The organism is Paenibacillus sp. J2L1-98, from assembly GCF_056269405.1.
In genome coordinates this window covers 1-15,177 of sequence record NZ_JBWDNW010000008.1, presented here as the reverse complement: position 1 = coordinate 15,177, position 15,177 = coordinate 1, and the positions used below count along the sequence as shown (strand labels likewise).

Genomic DNA, 15,177 nt, shown 5'->3' with positions numbered 1-15,177 from the left:
ATTAATTATTTGTGAACGACAATGCCGCTGACTGCTTAGTTTATAACGGATGTATCAGCAAAATGGGGGCTGACGGCTATCTCTCAACCCGTGCTTGTACGTTCATTGTTAACTTAAAATTAAATCCTAGCATGATCGTTGGAAATTATCCAAATTAGCATTGACTAGGAAAATAAATTATCATATACTCGGTCGTAATAGGAAAATATTTTCCGATGTACGAGTAAAGAAGGATAATATTTTTCAGTTAGGACTTTTTCTGTAAAAAAATACTAAATGTAAATTCCTTTAAAATAAATACGATAAGCGATTGGAGCTCTATCCCTGACAATCCCATCGTCCACAGGCTCGAATTAACTTACAGGGAAAAGAAGGGAATTATGATGGACTCAAGCAGACAAGAAAAGTCCAATGGAAGACGGAACATTCTAAAAATAATATTCATCTATGTACTTATTACAGTTCTGTGGATTGTAATAACAGACAATGTATTGGCTGTGTTTTTCAAGGATGCGGAAATCATAACTAGAATGCAAACGATAAAGGGCTGTTTCTTTGTCGTTGTAATGGCATGGCTGCTTTATTTACTTTTGCAGATTAATAATTTTAAGCGGAATCAAATCGAAGAAATGCTTCGTGACAGCGAGTCCAGATACCGGAGAATCATTAAGCTTTCGCCTGAACCTATAACGATTCATAGCGACGGTATTTTGATTTATGCAAACGATGCTGCTCTGAAAGTAGTTGGGGCAACTACGATTGAGGAAGTGGTAGGAAAGCCGATCTTTGATTTCTTACATCCCGACTATCATGAGATGGAGATAGAACGAAGCCGGTCAATTATACCGACGGAAGAACGTTCGGAATGCGTGGAGCAGAAGATTATCCGATTAGACGGAGAGATTATAGACGTCGAAACCTCATGCATCTGTATTGATAAATATTTGGGTAAGCCCGTGATTCAAAATGTGATGAGAGACATAACGGAGCGAAAGCGAACAGAGGAAATGATCAGGAAGTCGGAAAAGCTCTCCGTGGTAGGTCAATTGGCAGCGGGGGTTGCGCATGAAATCCGGAATCCATTGACTTCTTTGAAAGGGTTTTTACAATTATTAAATTCGAAAAATCTTGGTTATGAAAACTATTTTGAGATTATGCGAGCCGAGATCGAACGAATTAATTTTATCGTAAATGAATTTATGATCGTTTCAAATCCGCAGGCAGCCCGCTCTCTGGAAGAAAAAAAATTGGAAAGTATTCTACAGAGTATCGTACTGCTGCTTAGCGCACAGGCCAATCTTATTAATGTGCAAATGATAACCGAATTTGATAGTGACATTCCCTTAATCAAGTGTGATGAAAATCAGATGAAGCAGGTTTTTATTAACATTCTTAAAAATGCTCTGGAAGCGATGGACGATGGAGGCGTAATCCTTATTCAAGTTAAAAATATTCAGCCAAATGAAATATTAATCCGGTTTATTGATCAAGGCATAGGTATTCCTGAGGAACAACTGCCTAAGCTGGGCGAACCGTTTCATTCCACTAAAGAGACTGGAACGGGGCTCGGATTAATGGTAACGAATAAAATAATAGAAGGACACAATGGGCGTATATCAATAAAAAGTCAAGTTGATCAAGGGACGACCGTCGACATCATCCTGCCTATTGAATAAATACAGCATGAGGGATAGATGAATCAAAGCAGCAAAAAAGGCCGGGAAGCCACCCCATTAGGTGTCTCCCGGCTTTTGTGTGCTGGAGCCGATTATACTCGCAGTCCCGTTAAGGAATAAGCAGCACTCGGCCGGCCGTTTCGCGCCGTTCAAAGCGGGCATGGGCTGTTGCGGCTTCGGCCATCGGATACGTTCCGTCAATGTGGACGGTTAGTTGGCCTTGTTTGATCCAGCTAAGGAAATCCCGGCTGAATTCAGGCCAATGCTTGCGGTAAGGAAGCCCATTTGTTCGTGTAATGAAAAGGGAGCCTTTCTCCTGCAAGGTCATTAGATCAACTGGAGGAATAAAGCCGCTAGCTTGCCCGTATATGATCAAATAACCTCCGGGACAGAGGCTGTCGAGATTAGCCTCGAACGTATCCTTGCCGACGCCGTCGAATACAACGTTGACGCCTTCTCCACTTGTTATTCGCCGTACTTCCTTCGAGATGTCCGATTCCTTCGACACGATGATATCGTCTGCCCCGGCCTCGCGGGCGACCTTGCCTTTCTCCTCCGTTGAAACCACACCAATGACGCGTCCGCCGCGCAGCTTTGCCATTTGAATCAAAAGTAGTCCTAATCCGCCAGCGGCCGCTTGAATAAGGCACCAATCTCCGGGCTGAACCGGATAAGCTTTATGTGTGAAAGCATAGGCAAGAAACCCCTGCGTGTATCCGGCGGCCGCCAGTTCGAAATCGAGCTCGTCTGGAATCGGCATGACCCTGTCGGCTTTAGTTATGGCATACGTCGCATACGTGCCTGTTCCTCCGAAGCAAAGTACCCGGTCTCCGACCCTAAGATGGGGAGGACAGCCGTCTCCGAGCGCTTCTACGATGCCGGCGCCTTGACTGCCTGGCGTAATCGGAAGATTCGTCTCCAGCCCGCCTTTTTCTTTGTAAAACTTTTGATGAATCAATTCGCCCCTCCGCTGCTGGATGTCGAGGAAATTCACGGAAGCCGCGTGGATACGAACAAGTACTTCTCCGGGATTTAAGGGAGGAAGCTTCACATCTTCCCACTGCATTAATTCAGGTCCGCCGTAAGCGTGAATTCGAATGGCTTTCACAAACATCATCTCCTCAAATCAACATTGTTTCCTGGAAACAATATAACGCGGAAGGAGCTGTAAGTCAATATTGTTTCCGAGAAACTTTATTTAATGAGGGAGTGCTGTTATACTGATTTCAAAATGTTAGTGAAAGGTGACCGTCATGGATCCATCGATAAACAATCAAACCCTCAAATCTGACAAGCTCTCGGTTATTACGGAGATCATGAATCTAACCGGGAAAATCGGGCAACGCATTCAAGCGGAGGATGACGAGGAGCGGCGCTGGCTTGTCCGGCATTGTCCAAATCCTGTCATTGAAGCGCTGCTGAAGGATATGACCGTGTTGGAGCTTCACGTAGTAGACGCGATCGGACGATTGGAGCCGGTGAACGGAATTACAATTTCCAAGCAGATCGGTATTCCCAAAGGCAGCGTCTCCAAAATCACACGCAGATTGGTTCAGAAAAAGCTTATTTTAACGGAATATCTGCCCAATAATAAAAAAGAGGTTTTATTCAGTACGACCCCGCTTGGCAAACAATTATTCGATTTGCATCGGGACTTGCATGTTGAGATCGAAAAGGGAGTCCAAAAATTTCTTGGAAAATACAAGACGGACGAGTTGGCGCTATTCGCTCGCGTCCTGCAGGATTTTCTTCAAGCTTCCTGGGTTGACGAAAATGTCGACTCTAGCCTTTCATCGAAAGAAAGGGAATGAACAAGATAGTTGAAGCGCTTGATTGGAGGAGAGCTGCAAAGCTAATAGGGATGCTATCACGATACGGTGATGGGCATCCCTTTTACCTATTCACCCGATTCATCCGGCTGGTTGGCTGCAATATAATCGGCCGTGTGTATAGATAGAGCTACGGTGGAGAGGGTTGGATTGGAGCCGCCGGTGTTCGGCAGAACGCTGTTGTCGGCGACGTAAAGGTTGGAGAAGCCATGCACTTGACCAAATGAATTTGTGACGGAAGTAAGCGGATTGACGCCCATCCGGCATGTTCCTGCTTCATGGAAGTCGCGGCCGGGCGGCATGAGACAGACATCGGAGGATCCTTCCGTTTGTTCTGCGGTCAATCCGATTGCGCGTGCCACGCTACGCATACCCGCGGCCATTTGCATAATGACAGCATCATCTTCCGCGCCGTATTGAAAATGGACCCGCGCATTCGGCATGCCGTTCCGGTCAGTCGTGCTGCCGAGCTCGACGAGATTGCTCACTCTCGGCGTAACAAAGCCGAAGCCAACTAACGTGACGAGGAGCTCATCCGAAAGCGGGGGAGTAAGATAGGGAGAGGACCACTGACTGTGAAGTACCATGATCTCGTATAACCGATCGGCGTTTCGTGGAACGAGCGAATTTAGCTGCATCGAAGCACTCGGAAACTCTGACCTTGGAAGGGTGCCGCTAAGTCTGGTGAAGGAATGAGTCGTCAAATAATGCCCGATAGCCGGATTCGGAATGGAGGAGTTCAAGAGCAGCCGCGGCGATTGGATAGCGCCGCAGCTGACGATATATTGCCTAGCCGTCAGCAGCCGCTGCTTGCCGTCTGGACCTGCGACGATGAGGCCTTTCACATGCCCTTCCGACCATAGCAGCCGAATGGCTTGAGCGTTGATGGCGATATCTACCGGTGTACCGCTGTTCTGCGCGGCTGCAATTGCATCTATCGAGCTGTAGTTGACGCTTGAGCGGATTTGTCCATAGCGGGTTTGCGTCAAGTCCACTGCCATAGGCATCGGGATCGTATCGGGGAAGCCGCCTTTCTGCAGGCGGCTGAGTATATCCTCGTTTAAAGGAGAGCCCTCCGTAAACGAGCTCGTCACATGCATATGCTGTTCAGCTATTCCGTAATAGATGTTCATTTCGCTCTGGCTGACAGGCCACGCTGCAATATCGAGCGGGGACATGCGGACGGCGGCAATTCCCCATAAGATCATTTTTCCGCCAAGCGCAAACACTTGAATCGCGCCGGGCATCCCGATAACCGGCTTCGCTACGGCAGGGCTAAGAATATAATTATATTCATTCACAGGCGTTATCGTCGGTAAGTTGCGGATATGCGAAGGGAGCAGCAGATCCCCGGCTTCAATCATGCCGATCCGGTGGTTTTCCCCTTTCCAGTTTTGGGAAAGCCTCCACAATTGTGCGCCTCCTCCCGCGCCGCTGCCAATAATAAGGGCGTCATAATGCACGCTTTCCATCTCTTCAAGCGAAGCGAGCGGGAGCCAGGCATTCATCGGCTTGATCTCCTGATCGGGCTGGCATTCAGATATGAAAGGGGCGGGCTGTTCGAGCTGCCTCTGTTGCTGTGCAGTCCAATTCATTTGCATCTGAATGGCTCCTTCGCAATTTAATACATCTGGCAGGCCGTATCGTAACACGATTCTCCCGCGCACATCGTTCTCACGACTGTGCTCTTTTTGGACGCGAATGCAGAGTGCGGGCTATATTCAACCTTATGTGCCGGCCGGAGCTACTATTCAGGAAGAAGCTGATTTTACCGTGCTGCTGCTCAAAATAATATTGACAAAAACAGGACATATAACCGAGCCGGGCCTCGGCCATTCTCATGCTTTTACAGTGTATAACTCTAGCAAATGTTAACATTAATTTTATATTTTCTGAATTGTCAGAAAATATTGACTTCTTGTATGAATTCGCTTACAATGTAAAAAATACTAGAAAGGAGTCGATTAAATGGAAGTAAAAGTATAGCGTCTCGACGTCAAACGACAATCTGGGGAAGAGTAAATGTTAGCAAGTGCGAGAGACAGAGAGGAGATTAACCGGTGCAAAAAATAGAATGCGTAGCCATGCTTTTGGCTGGGGGTGAAGGGAAACGATTATTCAATCTGACCGCCAATCTTGCCAAGCCCGCCGTTCCCTTTGGGGGCAAATACCGAATTATTGATTTTACGTTGAGCAATTGCTGCAATTCCGGAATTCATACAGTCGGGGTGCTGACCCAATACCAGCCGATGGTGCTGAATTCCTACATTGGAATCGGCAGTTCATGGGATTTGGATCGGAAAAACGGAGGCGTTACCGTGCTTCCCCCTTATGTCGCAAAAAACGGAGGTAATTGGTATAAAGGGACAGCCCATGCCATTTATCAAAACTTAGGGTATTTGGAGCAATATAATCCAGAATATGTGCTCGTCATTTCCGGCGACCATATTTATAAGATGGATTATGCCGCGATGATACAGGCGCATAAGGATGCAAACGCAGACGCTACCATCGCGGTTATAGAAGTTCCGATAGAAGAGGCCAACCGGTTCGGCATTATGAATGTAGACGAAGACGACCGGATTATCGAATTTGACGAAAAACCCAAATTTCCGAAAAATAATCTGGCTTCTATGGGCGTGTACATTTTCAACTGGAGTGTATTAAGGGAGCTGTTGATAGCTGACGAGGACAATCCACTGTCATCCAACGATTTCGGCAAAGACATCATTCCGGCTATGCTTGAAAGCAATCAATATTTATTAGCTTATCGGTTCAAAGACTATTGGAAAGATGTCGGAACGCTGGACAGCCTTTGGGAAGCGCATATGGACTTGCTCGAGGATGAGCCGCCATTTTCTCTCCATGACAAAAAAACTCGAATTTACACGAAAAACCCTAACCTCCCGCCGCAATATATTGCGCCTAACGCGAAAATTAACCGTTCCATGGTGAATGAGGGCTGCAGGGTATTCGGGGAAATCGATCATTCTGTACTATCATACGGCGTAAGAGTCGGTGAAAGGAGCCTGATCAAAGATTCGATCATTATGCCTAACTGCCGCATCGGCAAAGATGTCGTGATCCATAGAGCTATTATTGGCTCCGGCGTGGTCATTGAAGACGGCGCCCGGATCGGTAGCCCGTATGATACGGAAATTACCCTGATCGGGGATAAAATGGTCATTTCATCTTAACGTCAAAGGAGCTTGTACCGTGAATAATGTGTTAGGTGTAATTAATCTTAGTATCAACCAGCCGCTATTACATGAACTTACATACTCGCGGGCAACCGCAACTGTACCGTTCGGCGGCAGATACCGGCTGATTGATTTTGTACTATCCAATATGGTGAATTCGGGGATCAATAATGTTGCGGTCCTTGCCCACAACAACTACCGTTCCATCATCGATCATTTAGGCTCCGGGAAGGAATGGGATTTAGACAGAAAGCAGAAGGGACTATACATTTTACCTCCCAACAATACTCATTTTCCCGGCTTTAACGGCGATTTGCAAAATTTTTACGGTTCCCTCGATTATTTTGCCCGCAGCACGGAGGAGTACGTGGTTGTATCAAGCAGTCACATGATCTGTAACATTAATTTTGCCGAAGTGGTGGAATTCCATCAGAAGAGAAATGCGGATATTACCATCATTTACAAAGAAATGAACACCAGCGAGGAAAACCTCGCCAACCTGATCATGGTGGAGCTGAACGAGGACGGCCGCGTCACGAATATGACCGAGAACCATCTGAAGCATGACAGCAGCAAAGTGTATATGCGGACGATCATTATTAAAAAGGAATTATTAGTTGATCTGGTGAAAAAGAGCGTGGCGCAAAACTACTACGATCTTGTAAGACATGTCATAATGCGCAATCTTGATGCATTAAATGTATACGCCTTTGAATATAAAGGTCATCTGGCTGTTATTAATTCCATTCATAATTATTACAAATTCAGTATGGACTTATTAAAACCGGAAGTGTATGAATCGCTCTTTTTCGAGCCGGGTCCCATTTACACCAAAATCAAGGACGAGCCTCCCACTAAGTATACGAGAGATATTCAAGCAACAAATTCACTGATCGCGAACGGCTGCATTATTGAAGGAACTGTTGAGAACAGCATTCTGTTCAGGGGAGTTAAAGTCGCTAAAGGCGCGGTTGTTAAGAACAGCATATTGATGCAAAATTGCGTCATTGAAGAAGAGGCTGTTTTAGACCGCGTTATCCTTGACAAGGAAGTATATGTCACACAGGGAAGCAGACTTATAGGAGAACAGACTGCCCCAACGGTATTCACAAAGAAAAGCAGAATTTAACCAACTAATGCTAACAGACGAATTGAGGAAGTGTAGAAAATGCCTAGACCACTAGTAATCGGAAACAGTAAAATGCTTATTAACTTTGATGACAAACTTCGCTTAAGAGATCTTTATTATCCATATGTAGGACAACTCAATCATGTGGGCGGCCATTACTGCAAAATGGGTGTATGGACGGACGAGATGTTTAACTGGCTGGATGAAGACGATTGGAATCGGACATTGCGCTATCAGCCGGATTCTCTGGTTACTAACATTCGCGCCACAAACGATAGATTGCAGTTAGAACTGCACATGGAAGACGGTATTCATCAACGGGATAATATTTATTTGAAAAGGGTTCGGGTCCGCAACTGGTCTTCGAAACCCCGGGAAATCCGCCTGTTTTTCCACCACGACTTTAACTTGAATGAATCGGAAATAGGCGATACCGCACTGTATGATCCCAGCTTGAATTCCGTCTACCACTACAAGCGGAATGTTTACATCATGGCGAACGGTAAAACGCCTACGGAAGGAGTCCATCAATACAGTATCGGGATCAAACGGTTTAATCAGGCCGAAGGAACATGGCGTGATGCAGAGGACGGCGTGCTCGGCGGCAATACCATTGCTCAAGGTTCGGTTGACAGCACAATCTCTTTCCGCCTTTTCCTTGATGCGGGCGAAGAGCAAACCTTGTATTACTGGTTGTGTGTCGGTGAAACCTATCAGGATGTAAAAAAACTGAACAATTACGTCATGGAGAACGATCCGAACCATCTTCTGTCACGAATCGAGGTATACTGGCAGCGTTGGGTAAACAAAGAAAATGACGATTTTGCTAATCTTCCTTCGGAGCTTGTAGATTTATACAAAAAGAGCCTCTTGGTCGTAAGCACCCAAATCGATCAGAATGGCGCTATTATTGCCGCTAACGATACGGACGTCTTGGAGTTCAACCGCGATCACTACAGTTATATGTGGCCGCGTGACGGCGCACTGGTTTCTCTGGCTATGATTAAGGCCGGCTATGGCGGAATGGTATACAATTTTTATAAATTTTGCAAAAAGGCGCTTTCAAGAGAAGGGTATCTTCTGCACAAATACAATCCTGACGGTTCGGTTGGATCAAGCTGGCATCCGATTATCCAGAACGGTGAAGTGCAGCTGCCGATTCAAGAAGACGAAACCGCACTCGTATTGTATACGCTGTGGGAATACTATGAGAAGACCAAGCAGATTGAGCACTGTCAGTCATTGTATGCTTCGCTAATCCGTCCAGCAGCTAAATTTTTATTAAATTACACGCATGCGGAACTGGAGCTGCCACTGCCAAGCTATGATTTATGGGAAGAACGGCGAGGTATCTTTACCTTTACCTGCTCCTCTGTATATGCCGGGTTGAAGGCAGCAGCTAATTTTGCCCAATTGTTCGGCGATGACATCCGCTACACTCGTTACAACGACAAAGCGGAATCGATTAAAGCGGCCATGCTGCGTCATTTGTACGATGAGGAAGCGGGGCGCTTCTTGCGGGGAATTTACCTGAACAGCGACGGAACAATCAGCAAAGATTACAATGTGGAAAGCAGCATGTTCTCCCTCTTTTCCTTTGGAGTACTGCCGGCAGATGATCCGCGGGTTGTCCGTACGATGGAAGCGATCAAAGCAATTCTGAGTGTGAAAACTGAGGTTGGCGGTTATGCCCGTTATGAAGCGGATTATTATTTCAGCGTATCAAACGACTATGGAAGGATCCCCGGCAATCCGTGGATTATCTGCACGCTCTGGGTGGCGGAATGGGAAATTGCGAGAGCAAAAACATTGTCCGATTTGGAAGAACCGTTAAACTTACTTTGCTGGACCTATAAACAAGCTATGGAAAGCGGCGTCCTCCCCGAACAGCTGAATCCCTTGACTGGAGAGCCCCTTTCGGTGGCCCCTCTTACTTGGTCCCACTCCACATTTGTGCTAACCGTGACTAAATATACGGAGAAATACAATCAGATACGAGTTGAAATGGAACTTGACCGCGTAAGGCAGCTTCAAGTGCATAGCTAAACCATTTCAAGGTCATTTCCTACTCTATCCCGGAAAACGACAAGCAGAAATTCGTATTTCCTTATCATTTAATAGTGGCAGTCTGGAACTTATAAACAAAGTTGCAGGCTGCCATTTTCTTTGCTGGGCTGGGCTAATCGATCATGTACATGCATGAGGGTAAAAGGTAAGGCCGGGAAGCCCTCACTTGAGAGCTCCCGGCCTTTGGCATCTTATGAAAGATAAAAAACGAGTTCAGGAGAGATGTTAAGCTTGCCATTAGTCACTTTGATCGACTTATTTAGCGTCAATAAATAGAACCCGTCAAAGTATTGCTCATAGCTGACGCATGAATATTGATGATAGGCTTCGACCATTGCAGGTCCGATTGCGTTATCCCATCTTTCACGGAAAAGTCGATATTCACATTGAAATGCTGGCGAATCGAAGAATCATAATAACGGTACCACTCAAACTCGCCTTCCGGTAAATAAAAGGAGAAGGCACCGGCTGGAGCGCTTTGTACGTAGCACGCCTTGTTCTCGCCCGTTGAGCAAAATATCAAGATTACCATAGACCGTTTCCGATTCCCCGGCTACTTGCCCTTTAATATTAGGGGGATGCGCAATGATATCTAGTGTAGTGACAACGCCAGCTTCATCAATCGTAAAGGCTGATACAGCACCTCGTATCCAAGCGCATTGCCGAAAAATCGGAGAGGGACAAATGTACTGCCCTTTATTACGATAGGCGGTGTTGTTATAGACACCGATTCGCCACATAAGCCATTTCATTGTTTGCATAAGCTACCATCGCTTTTCTCTATATATTCCATTTAATATTATTGATTAAATTTCCAATTTTATCAAGTAATATTGGGGGGGTAATATGGGATTTCATGGGCATTATAAAAAAGTTGGTGAGTAGATAGGTTCAAATACAAACTAAACTTTTGGTCTATGAGGTGAATTTCATTATGCTTCGCTCTTCCAAACATAGCCGGCGTGGATGGACGCGGTCACGGCAACTAATGAGTCCTGAAATTTCGTTTAGACAAAATCGGCCTTTGCATTTTATGATTGCTGTATTCGTTCTAGCCTGGGGGGCGCTTGCCATATCTCCCGTGAACATGAGAGATTGGCTCCTCGAAAATGCTGTTCTGCTGCTTTCAGTTGCAGCAATTGCGATCCTATATCGATTCTTCAAGTTCAGCAATCGTTCTTATTTATTTATCACCTTATTTTGCATATTGCATATGATTGGCGCGCATTATGCGTACAAAAATACGCCGCTGGATCTATGGGCCAAAAACCTTTTCGGGATGAAGAGGGGGATTTATGATTGGTTTGTCCACTTTTCATTCGGTCTGTTCATTGTTTATCCCGTTAGGGAATTTATTGCGGCGTTATTGAGACTGCAGCGTAAATGGTTGTATACCTTCACATTTTCAATCATTATGATGTCTAGCGCATTATTTGAAATCGGAGAAATGGGTGTCGTATTGGTGGCTTCTCAAACGCTTGCCAAGGAATATCTTGGCGTTCAGGGAGATGTGCTGGATTCTCAGAAAGATATGTCTATGACGCTTTTCGGCGCAATGATATCCATTGGAATATTGGTCACGATCAGTTATTTCCGACGCGGAAAACACGAAGCATAAACACGCTGCACAGCAATTACTCTATGGGCAAATGTGTGGAAAAGAGGTAGTCTATTTGACGTTAAAATCAATTGGGAGCATTAGTGAAATAAACAGATATCCCGTAAAATCGTTAGCGGGAGAAAGTGTAGAAACGATCAGAATCGAGCCATATGGTTTATATGGCGACCGCTGCCATGCTTTTATAGATGAAACAAAGGAAGGATGGGACAGCTACTTCACTGCGCGGGATATCCCTAGCATGCTCAGTTATAAGGCGGAACTCATTAGCGAGAGCGCGGATGAGGAGTTCCTCAACGTGAATATAACATCACCAGACGGAACAATATTTAATTGGGATGATGATTTATTAGTTGAAATGCAAAAGTATACCAAGAAAAAAATGTCTATGCTGAGCTGTAAAACGCAGCAATCTGACCTAATGGCTGTCGATATGGGCAGCATTCTGATTGTTACAGATGCTGAATTGCGCAAACTTGAAGCGCTGTGGGGAAAGAGTTTGGATAAACGCCGGTTTAGAGCCAACTTAGTTGTAACGTTAGACGAAAGCATATGCAATGAAAGCGATTTGATAGGAAAGAGATTGCTGGCAGGCAGTACAGAATTGCAAGTTGATATTTATTGCGACCGCTGTTCCATGATTACAATCCACCCCGATACGCTTGAAAGAGATGCTTCTTTGCTCAAAAAGGTTAATGAGGAGATGGGTTTGAATTTTGGCGTGTATGCTTCAGTTAAAAAAACGGGACAGTTGAATGTTGGCGAGAAGGTCTACTTAGTTGAATGACGAAAAGCATCCGCCTTATTCGCAATTCGAAAGGCGCCCGATTAGACGCCTTTATGTTCTAGGGCATATAAATAAAGAGTCGTCGTATAAAAATTCAGTTGCCCCTCAAGATTTGAAATTCGCTAACCTACGGATAAATTTTCAATAACGCGGCGCCATGCGGAGGAATGGGAATCATGATGTTATCATGGAGGCTCCCCAGTTCCGTGCGCTGCCACAGATTTCTCACTTTTAATTTGTCAGAGAGCCCGAACCATTCCGAGGTAATCGGGAAGGTCAATAACACCTCGCTTAGGTTAAACAACGCTAAATAAATGTTTCCATCTGCATCATCGGCAATCCAAGAGGACCAATAGCCGTCGCGGTACAGCGGCCGATTATTGCGGCTATTTTTATGGACTTGCAACACCTCTTCGTTGGTAAGTAAATAAAGGGTCCACCTATCGTTATCGCGGAGCTCTCCACCGACCATAAGGGGGGATCGAAATATCGTCCAAAGCGTCATCATGGTGATTTGCTCATCACTGGTAAATCTTGTCCAGCGATCACCGTCGACGGAGCGGATCCCGATGTGGCCCAGAGGAAGCATGTCGCAATCCGGCCAATGTCCGGGTCCCGAATAAGGAAACCACTTCTCGCATCTTTCGAACATTCGGTAAAGGAGCTCCCAACGATCCCAAAAGTCGTCCGTCATTCGCCACATATTTGCGTTTTTCACTAAGAATTCCGCTTCGTCCAAAGGCGCTGGGCCAGGGGAGAGGCTGAGCACCATGGGTCGTCCGCAACGGTCAATCGCTTTTCGGATCAATCGGATTTCGTCCAAATGTATACCGTAAAGGCTGGAAGCTGCAATATCGTCCACTTTGACGAAATCCACTCCCCATGCGGCATACATTTCAAACAAGGAGTTGTAATACGCCTGAGCGCCTACCTTCGTGGCGTCAACGCCATACATGTCCGTATTCCATGGGCAGATGGAATTGATGTGGGCGATATCCCGGGCTCTGGAGACGGAGCCTTTAATTGGAGTATTGGCATGAACGGCTTGCCGGGGAATGCCCCGCATCATATGAATGCCAAACTTCAAGCCAAGTCCGTGCACATAATCCGATAAAGGCCTAAAACCTGCTCCCCCAGCGGCGGAAGGAAACCGGTTGACAGCCGGAACAAGCCGGGAGTACTCATCCATCTCCAGTGGCACATAAGGACGGTATTCGGATGAGTTTGCTCCGGGTTCATACCACTGAATATCCACAACAACATATTCCCAACCGTACGGCTTCAAATAGAGGGACATATACATGGCGTTTCCGCGCACTTCCGCTTCCGTAACGCTTGCTCCGTAGCTGTCCCAGCTGTTCCAGCCCATAGGCGGAGTCAAAGCAACATTATGATGCTCCCTCATGCCGCATTCTTCCTTTCCTCCGCGTTAGTTAATCTGCGCGAGTCGTTAAGTATCTGACTAAACGTGATTAAGTAATCACTTTAAATCTTATGAACTCTAAACAAGTTGATGCCTATACTAAGGCTTAGCACACACCGCCAGAAAGCCGTCTTATTGCCGCATCGTGCGTATATTCGATAAAAAAATGACAAAATAACATTACTGTCATTTCAATTGTGATTTGATATAATAGGATGAAAGCGCTGAGAGGAGGGAGTTCTGAGCAATCGGATTGTAAATTGGATTGGAGACGATTGCTTGGCTGCCCAATATGACCAATGATCTTCCGTTGAATAAGGAGCAAATTTTAGATGCGGCCGAACAGGTGTTGAGACGTTTCGGGCCGGATAAAACCTCGGTTGTAGACGTAGCCAAGGTGCTTAAAGTAAGCCATGGTACGCTATATCGCCATTTTGCAAGTAAAGCCGCTTTGCGGGAAGCGGTCACCGAACGCTGGCTGCATCGCTGCATCGTTCTTCCATTAGCGAAGATTGCGAGCCAAACGGGCGGAAGTTCTACGGAGCGTTTGCGCTTATGGCTGGAGACTCTTATCCGCAGCAAGCATAACTATGCGGCCAATGATTCAGAGATGTTTGCGATGTACACAGCTGTAACCTTTGATGCGGTTGAGATGATCACTGCACATGTTAACCGTCTGATTGGGCAGATCGCGCAAATGATCGATGAAGGGATTCAATCCAAGGAATTCAAGCCTGGACAATCGGAGAGTATTGCCAAGGCACTGTTCATCGCAACCTCGCGTTTTCATCATCCCGGACATGCCTACGAATGGTCGGCGGAAAAAGCGGATGCGGAGTTCGATAGTGTATGGAACCTGCTGCTTAAAGGAATCGCATAATCTAATTAGTGAACATAGGATGGAGCTGTCTCAAAAGGTTATGGACCTTGAAGGATAGCTCCTTCTACTATGTCCAGCCGTAATTGCAATTAATTTGTACAAAAACACGTTGTGGAAAAACGGAGAAATATTTAGAAAATAGGCCTATTGCAGCGCGCACCCCACCAATGAGCATCTAGGCACCTTCCATTGAAAATAGATCTAGAATCTAGATCTAATTCTGTCAAACCAGCCCCATTCAAGTTGAGTCCATATAATTGTGTAAAATGATGAACTTCATAAAAAGTAAGCCATGAAGCAAATACTCATCTAGAAGAAGTCGCCAAACCATTCCAGAGGAGAGTATTTATTCATGGCTCAATATCAGGTTACACTAGATCACCAATTATTAAACCAACTCTTTATCGGAGAATCTCGTGATGCAGGAGTTGCTGCTTTGCTCGAGACCGTATTGAACCAAGTGCTAAAGGCACAAGCCACAGAACAACTAGCAGCATCCGAATATGAGCGCACACCGGATAGACAGGGACAACGAAATGGAAGCTACAATCGAAGCCTGACGACACGT

At 45.8% G+C, this 15,177-nt stretch carries 14 protein-coding genes; 9 read left to right on the top strand and 5 right to left on the bottom strand.

What is annotated here, in order from left to right:
• Window positions 1-380 precede the first annotated feature (380 nt).
• Window positions 381-1,676 (top strand): ATP-binding protein, encoded by a 1,296-nt coding sequence (locus AC0YNZ_RS16275; protein ID WP_475827612.1) that lies wholly within the window; start codon window positions 381-383, stop codon window positions 1,674-1,676.
• A gap of 109 nt (window positions 1,677-1,785) precedes the next feature.
• Here the strand turns inward: AC0YNZ_RS16275 and AC0YNZ_RS16270 are convergent, their stop codons facing one another.
• The gene (locus tag AC0YNZ_RS16270; protein WP_475827784.1) at window positions 1,786-2,790 is read right to left on the bottom strand and encodes a quinone oxidoreductase family protein; all 1,005 of its coding nucleotides are present in this window, start codon (window positions 2,788-2,790) and stop codon (window positions 1,786-1,788) included.
• 139 nt (window positions 2,791-2,929) lie between these two features.
• On the opposite strand from AC0YNZ_RS16270, the gene AC0YNZ_RS16265 reads away from it, so the two are divergent.
• Entirely contained in the window at window positions 2,930-3,487 is a 558-nt protein-coding gene (locus tag AC0YNZ_RS16265; protein ID WP_475827611.1) for a MarR family transcriptional regulator, read from the top strand.
• An 86-nt stretch (window positions 3,488-3,573) separates the two neighbouring features.
• Here AC0YNZ_RS16265 and AC0YNZ_RS16260 read toward each other — a convergent pair whose 3' ends face one another.
• Window positions 3,574-5,106 (bottom strand): GMC oxidoreductase, encoded by a 1,533-nt coding sequence (locus tag AC0YNZ_RS16260; protein WP_475827610.1) that lies wholly within the window; start codon window positions 5,104-5,106, stop codon window positions 3,574-3,576.
• Window positions 5,107-5,565: 459 nt separating this feature from the next.
• On the opposite strand from AC0YNZ_RS16260, the gene AC0YNZ_RS16255 reads away from it, so the two are divergent.
• Genes AC0YNZ_RS16255 through AC0YNZ_RS16245 form a run of 3 tightly spaced genes read left to right on the top strand, consistent with a single transcriptional unit; the run spans window position 5,566 to window position 9,880 of the window.
• Window positions 5,566-6,702, top strand: a complete 1,137-nt coding sequence (locus AC0YNZ_RS16255) for a glucose-1-phosphate adenylyltransferase (protein WP_475827609.1) — start codon at window positions 5,566-5,568, stop codon at window positions 6,700-6,702.
• Between the two features lie 19 nt (window positions 6,703-6,721).
• The gene (glgD, locus tag AC0YNZ_RS16250) at window positions 6,722-7,834 is read left to right on the top strand and encodes a glucose-1-phosphate adenylyltransferase subunit GlgD (protein ID WP_475827608.1); all 1,113 of its coding nucleotides are present in this window, start codon (window positions 6,722-6,724) and stop codon (window positions 7,832-7,834) included.
• Between the two features lie 39 nt (window positions 7,835-7,873).
• Complete coding sequence (locus AC0YNZ_RS16245) at window positions 7,874-9,880, top strand: glycoside hydrolase family 15 protein (RefSeq protein WP_475827607.1); 2,007 nt, start codon at window positions 7,874-7,876, stop codon at window positions 9,878-9,880.
• A 286-nt stretch (window positions 9,881-10,166) separates the two neighbouring features.
• On the opposite strand, the gene AC0YNZ_RS16240 is transcribed toward AC0YNZ_RS16245, so the two are convergent.
• Window positions 10,167-10,433 carry a hypothetical protein gene (locus AC0YNZ_RS16240; protein ID WP_475827606.1) on the bottom strand — a complete coding sequence of 89 codons (267 nt, stop codon included), beginning with the start codon at window positions 10,431-10,433 and terminating at the stop codon, window positions 10,167-10,169.
• 60 nt (window positions 10,434-10,493) lie between these two features.
• Entirely contained in the window at window positions 10,494-10,628 is a 135-nt protein-coding gene (locus AC0YNZ_RS16235; protein ID WP_475827605.1) for a stalk domain-containing protein, read from the bottom strand.
• Between the two features lie 261 nt (window positions 10,629-10,889).
• On the opposite strand from AC0YNZ_RS16235, the gene AC0YNZ_RS16230 reads away from it, so the two are divergent.
• Window positions 10,890-11,519, top strand: a complete 630-nt coding sequence (locus AC0YNZ_RS16230; RefSeq protein WP_475827604.1) for a DUF2238 domain-containing protein — start codon at window positions 10,890-10,892, stop codon at window positions 11,517-11,519.
• Between the two features lie 55 nt (window positions 11,520-11,574).
• Complete coding sequence (locus tag AC0YNZ_RS16225) at window positions 11,575-12,306, top strand: MOSC domain-containing protein (protein ID WP_475827603.1); 732 nt, start codon at window positions 11,575-11,577, stop codon at window positions 12,304-12,306.
• 127 nt (window positions 12,307-12,433) lie between these two features.
• On the opposite strand, the gene AC0YNZ_RS16220 is transcribed toward AC0YNZ_RS16225, so the two are convergent.
• Window positions 12,434-13,711, bottom strand: coding sequence for a glycoside hydrolase family 27 protein (locus tag AC0YNZ_RS16220; protein WP_475827602.1), 1,278 nt, complete (start codon window positions 13,709-13,711; stop codon window positions 12,434-12,436).
• A 310-nt stretch (window positions 13,712-14,021) separates the two neighbouring features.
• On the opposite strand from AC0YNZ_RS16220, the gene AC0YNZ_RS16215 reads away from it, so the two are divergent.
• Window positions 14,022-14,609 carry a TetR/AcrR family transcriptional regulator gene (locus AC0YNZ_RS16215; RefSeq protein WP_475827783.1) on the top strand — a complete coding sequence of 196 codons (588 nt, stop codon included), beginning with the start codon at window positions 14,022-14,024 and terminating at the stop codon, window positions 14,607-14,609.
• Between the two features lie 352 nt (window positions 14,610-14,961).
• Window positions 14,962-15,177 (top strand): transposase (locus AC0YNZ_RS16210; protein ID WP_475827601.1); only part of this gene is annotated, 216 nt, incomplete at its 3' end.